This is a genomic window from Frankia sp. AiPs1 (assembly GCF_023716945.1).
Taxonomy (GTDB): domain Bacteria; phylum Actinomycetota; class Actinomycetes; order Frankiales; family Frankiaceae; genus Frankia.
In genome coordinates this window covers 1-4,568 of record NZ_JAMQQF010000489.1, presented here as the reverse complement: position 1 = coordinate 4,568, position 4,568 = coordinate 1, and the positions used below count along the sequence as shown (strand labels likewise).

Below are 4,568 nucleotides of genomic sequence, written 5' to 3'. Positions count from 1 at the left end.
TCCTCGGACCTCGCGGCGCCACCGAAACCGGCGCCGAGCGCGCCGTCCGGGGCCGTCAAACACCCGGCGCCCGTTGGCGGCTCCCCCACGCCGACCACTCCGGCCCCGTTGCGTAGCTGCTCGGCACCGCCCACCGCCGCGGCCGGCGGGGCGGGGGCACCGATCCTCATCTACCCCCTGTGCTGACCGCCGTCGGGGTGCTGACCCCCGTCGAGGCGCCCACCCCCGTCGGGGTGCCGGCTCCCGTCGGGTGCTAGTCGGCGTCGAGCGGCTGGCCCTGGTCAAGAGGCTGGCCCCGGTCGAGGTGGGGCTGCCAGTCCGGTGAGCGGCCGGTGAGGGCGATCAGCCGGGTCCACTCCTCGGCGTCGGCCGGCACCGAGACCGGGGTGGCGAAGATGCCGACGACTCGCCAGGCGTCGATCTGGCGGCCCAGGGTGTCGTGCACCCAGTGCACGAGCTCGCGGTTGTTGCCGACGGTCCGCGCCGACGTGGTGTCGCCGGGCAGCCGGCCGGAGGCGTCGATCGCCCGGGCCAGGTCCCAGGCGTGAATGAGCAGGTCGGCGGTGAGCTGGAAGGCATATTCGGCCGCCGGGGTGGGTCCGAACAACAGCATCGGGATCGACGCCCAGGCCTCCGGCCGGTCCCAGGCGTCCCGGCTACGGCGGGCCGTCACCGTCCAGCGCGCGCCCGGATCGTCCCCGAGCTGGTCGGCGTCGAACCGGGTGCCGATGTCCTCCCGGGTGAGACCGGCCAGCAACGGCGGAACCCACAGGTGTTCGACGGTGAGGTGGTTGACCAGCGCCCGGACGTTCCACTGCCCGCACGGTGTCGGCGCCGCCCAGGATCCGGGTGGCACGGCCCGCACCTGCGTGTCGAAGGTGTCCAGCGCCCAGTCGAGCCACCTGCGACGTTCCGTGACGGTAAGCGTGCTCACCATCGTCGTGCTCCTTCCGCGCGCCATGGCCGATCGCCCTCGAACCGATGCGCCGGGCCAGCAGCCGACCCCGTCCCTGCCCCTGTCTGGCCATAGCCCTGTCTGGCCGTAGCCCTGTCTCTCGCCCTGGCCCTGGCCCCTGTCTCTGGCCCTGCCCCTGTGCCTACCCGGACGGTGGCGCCCCGCAACCGGCGGCGCCCGGTCCGGGCCGGGTGGTCCCACCGGGGGTGAGCGCGAGGGCAGGGGCAGGTGGGTGGCGCCGCCCGGGTCGGGGCGGCGCATTCGCGGCCGTGGCCGAGGTGTGCGGCGGTCAGCGAGCCGGCCGGCGCGGCGCAATTGCGCGGTAACCGGCGAGATCAGGTGACGGAAACGGCGGCCCCGCACACTGCCCCAGCATGCCAACGACGGGAGGTCACATGTTCCACCTGGGGTGGTTCGTCGGGGGCGGATTCGGCCCGCAGGCCTGGAACAGCCAGTGGTCGGGAACCCACAGCGCCGAATGGATGCGGGGCGGTTTCTACGCCGAGCTGGCCCGATCCCTCGAACGAGCCTGTTTCGACTATCTCATCCTCGAGGACGGCCTGATGATCACCGATGCGTATCGGGGATCGATGGAGGTCGACCTGAAGTACGCCTGGGAGTCGCCCCGCCTGGACCCGATGGCGGCGGTCGCGGTGATGAGCCAGGCGACCTCGCGGATCGGCCTGGTGGCCACCCTGTCGACGTCGTTCTACCCGCCGTTCATGGCGGCCCGCATGCTGGTCTCCCTCGACCACCTTTCCGCCGGCCGGGTCGGGGCGAACCTCGTCACCTCGAGCAGTCACCGGTCGGCCCAGAACTTCGGCTTCGACGAGCACTTCGAGCACGACCTTCGCTACGAGATGGCCGACGAGTGGATGGACCTGGTCGACCGCCTGTGCGCGTCGTGGGAACCGCAGGCCGTGGTCACGGACCAGCAGGCCGGCGTCTTCGCCGACTTCCGCAAGGTGCACACGGTCGACTTCGCCGGCCGGTTCCACCGCAGCCGCGGGCCGTTGAACGCACCCGCCGGCCCGCAGGGACGTCCGGTCATCTGCCAGGCCGGCGGCTCCCCGGCCGGCCGGGAGTTCGCCGCGAGGCACTCGGACACGATCATCGCGGTGCCGCACGGCATCGAGGGGATGAAGGCGTACCGGGAGGACGTCTCGGCCCGGATGATCCGCCACGGCCGCAAACCGAGCGACTGCAAGGTGCTCTTCCTCGTCAACCCGATCATCGGGGAGACCGACGATCAGGCGCGCGAGCTGCTGGCCCACCGGCGGGCCCGCCAGCGCAGCCCGGAGTTGATGGAGACGGTCCTCGCCCAGATGTCGTACTTCAGCGGCATCGACTTCGCGCAGTTCGACCTGGACGGCCCCTTCCCCGACCTGACCGGCCGGGTCAACGGGCACCAGAGCTCGATGACCCGATTCGCCAACGCCGCCGCCGGCCGGACGCTGCGCGAGACGGTGATGGAGCACGACACCGTCGAGTCCGTCGAGCTCGTCGGCTCGCCGGACACGGTCGCCGCGCAGATGGGCGAGGTCATGGCGGAGGTCGGCGGGGACGGATTCCTGATCGCCACGCCGGTGCACCGCCGCGTGGTCGCCGAGATCGCCGACGGCCTGGTGCCCGCGTTGCAGCGCCGCGGCCTGATGCGGACCTCCTACCCGCACGAGCTGTTCCGGGACAACCTGCTCGAGTTCTGAGTTGGGGTCTCGGCCGGGCCGACTCCGCGCAGCAGCAGGTCGACCAGCGGCGTGACATGTTCGGCGACGGCGGTCCGGGCGGCGGCGTGCTCGTGCGGCGGCATCGCCAGCGCGTGCATGAGCACACCGCCGAACAGGCCCTCGCGCAGCGGCCGGCCGTCGACCCGCGCCGGCAGCTCGCCGCGGCCGATCGCCCGGTCGACGATGCGCTGGGCCGCGTCGTTGTGCTTCGTGACGATCCGATCGTGGAAGCCGCCCAGGTCGAGGGACTCCACGGCGGCATCGACGGCGATGCGCACCGTCACCCAGCCCATCGGGTCGAGGAAGTGGGCCAGCAGGCTCGACGCCAGGGCGAGCACGTCCCCGCGCAGCGAGCCGGTGTCGTGGTCGACGACGAGCGGGCGGGTGTAGGCGTCGATCGCGTCGACCAGGAGCTGTTCCTTGGTCGGCCACCGCAGGTACATCGACGACTTCCCGACCCCGGCGCGCCCGGCGACGGCGTGCATGGTGAAGCCCGCCCAGCCGGACCGGGCGTACTCGGCCAACGCCGCGTCGAGGACCCGCGCCTGCAGGTCCGGGTCCCGGGGCCGCCCGCGCACGGCCTGCCTCGTCGTCGTCTGCACCCTCGGTCTCCTCCATCGCCCGCCCGTCTGCGGTCCCATCATCGCGCGGCGGCCGACGGCAGACCTTGCGGACGATCAGCGTCCGCAATAACGTTTGTGACCCGTGTTACACCGACATGTTGACAGTCAGTCGCCGAAAACAGTCAGTTTCCAAAAATCCGAAAAGGAGTGCCGGATGGGCACGCTCGACGGCAGGACCGCCTTCATCACCGGAATCGCCCGCGGGCAGGGCCGGGCGCACGCGGTGCGGCTGGCCCGGGAGGGGGCCGACATCATCGGCGTGGACATCTGCGCCGACATCGCGTCGATGGACTATCCGAACGCCTCGCCGGCCGATCTCGCCGAAACCGTGGAGCTCGTCGAGAAGCTCGGCGGGCGGATCGTCGCCCGCCAGGCGGACGTGCGGGACTTCGCCGGGCTCTGCGCCGCCTTCCAGGAAGGGTTGGCCGAGTTCGGCCGGGTGGACATCGTCATCGCGAACGCCGGCATCATCCGACTGTCGCCGGAGGCCGACCCGTTCACCGAATGGCAGGACATCATCGACACGAACCTCACCGGCGTCTTCAAGACGGTGCGGGCCGCCTTACCGGCGCTGATCGAGGGCGGCCGCGGTGGGGCGATCGTCCTGACCAGTTCCAGTGCGGGCCTGAAGGGGACGGGCAGCCCGGACGCGGGCCCGCAGGCGTACACCGCGGCCAAGCGCGGCCTGGTCGGGCTCATGCAGGTTCTCGCGAACGACCTGGCCAAGCACTGGATCCGGGTGAACACAATCCACCCGACCGGCGTCGCCACCGGAATGACGATGAACGAGTCGATGGCGAAGCTGCTCGCCGAGTCGGCCAACGCCACCGCCGCGATGCAGAACGCCCTGCCCATCGAGATCCTCCAGCCCGAGGACATCGCCGACACGGTGGCCTGGCTGGTCTCGGATGCCGCGAAGTACGTCACCGGCGTCGCGCTGCCGATCGACGCCGGCTTCGCGGTGCGCTGAGCGAACCCTCCCGCGGGCGCCCGTTCGCCACCACCTGACCGGCCACGCCCCGCTAGCCCGCCGCCGCGGGGCGCATCCCATTCGCGGCACTCATCCAGCACACACCGGCCGCCTGCAATCATCTCCCCTCATGGATGGTCGCCGACTGCCGTCGTTGCCCGCCGAACGGGACGACGCCTGCCTCCCACCGCCGTATGCCACCCCCCGGCGCCGGCCGGACGCCGCGTGAGGCGGACTTCCCGCCTGGCGGGGCCGGCCGAGTCCGTGCCGTCGGCGGGCGCCGTGCCCGCACC

Annotated in this window: 4 protein-coding genes; 2 read left to right on the top strand and 2 right to left on the bottom strand. The window is 72.0% G+C overall.

Features of this window, described 5'->3' with window-relative positions:
• Nucleotides 1–253 precede the first annotated feature (253 nt).
• A complete protein-coding gene (locus ND748_RS25870) occupies nt 254–937 on the bottom strand; it encodes a TIGR03086 family metal-binding protein (RefSeq protein WP_251748721.1) in 684 nt (227 codons plus the stop codon).
• A gap of 413 nt (nt 938–1,350) precedes the next feature.
• Between ND748_RS25870 and ND748_RS25865 the strand changes: the two genes are divergently transcribed.
• Entirely contained in the window at nt 1,351–2,661 is a 1,311-nt protein-coding gene (locus ND748_RS25865; RefSeq protein ID WP_251748719.1) for an NtaA/DmoA family FMN-dependent monooxygenase, read from the top strand.
• Here ND748_RS25865 and ND748_RS25860 read toward each other — a convergent pair.
• Entirely contained in the window at nt 2,619–3,284 is a 666-nt protein-coding gene (locus tag ND748_RS25860; RefSeq protein WP_251748717.1) for a TetR/AcrR family transcriptional regulator, read from the bottom strand. The two genes, ND748_RS25865 and ND748_RS25860, sit on opposite strands and share 43 nt — an antisense overlap.
• A gap of 175 nt (nt 3,285–3,459) precedes the next feature.
• Here ND748_RS25860 and ND748_RS25855 point away from each other — a divergent pair, with 175 nt between their 5' ends.
• Nucleotides 3,460–4,275 carry a mycofactocin-coupled SDR family oxidoreductase gene (locus ND748_RS25855; RefSeq protein WP_251748715.1) on the top strand — a complete coding sequence of 272 codons (816 nt, stop codon included), beginning with the start codon at nt 3,460–3,462 and terminating at the stop codon, nt 4,273–4,275.
• Nucleotides 4,276–4,568 lie beyond the last annotated feature (293 nt).

Coding starts and splice junctions, on each gene's coding strand:
- ND748_RS25870 (WP_251748721.1), bottom strand. CDS start 937: ATGGTGAGCACGCTTACCGTCACGGAACGTCGCAGGTGGCTCGACTGG.
- ND748_RS25855 (WP_251748715.1), top strand. CDS start 3,460: ATGGGCACGCTCGACGGCAGGACCGCCTTCATCACCGGAATCGCCCGC.
- ND748_RS25865 (WP_251748719.1), top strand. CDS start 1,351: ATGTTCCACCTGGGGTGGTTCGTCGGGGGCGGATTCGGCCCGCAGGCC.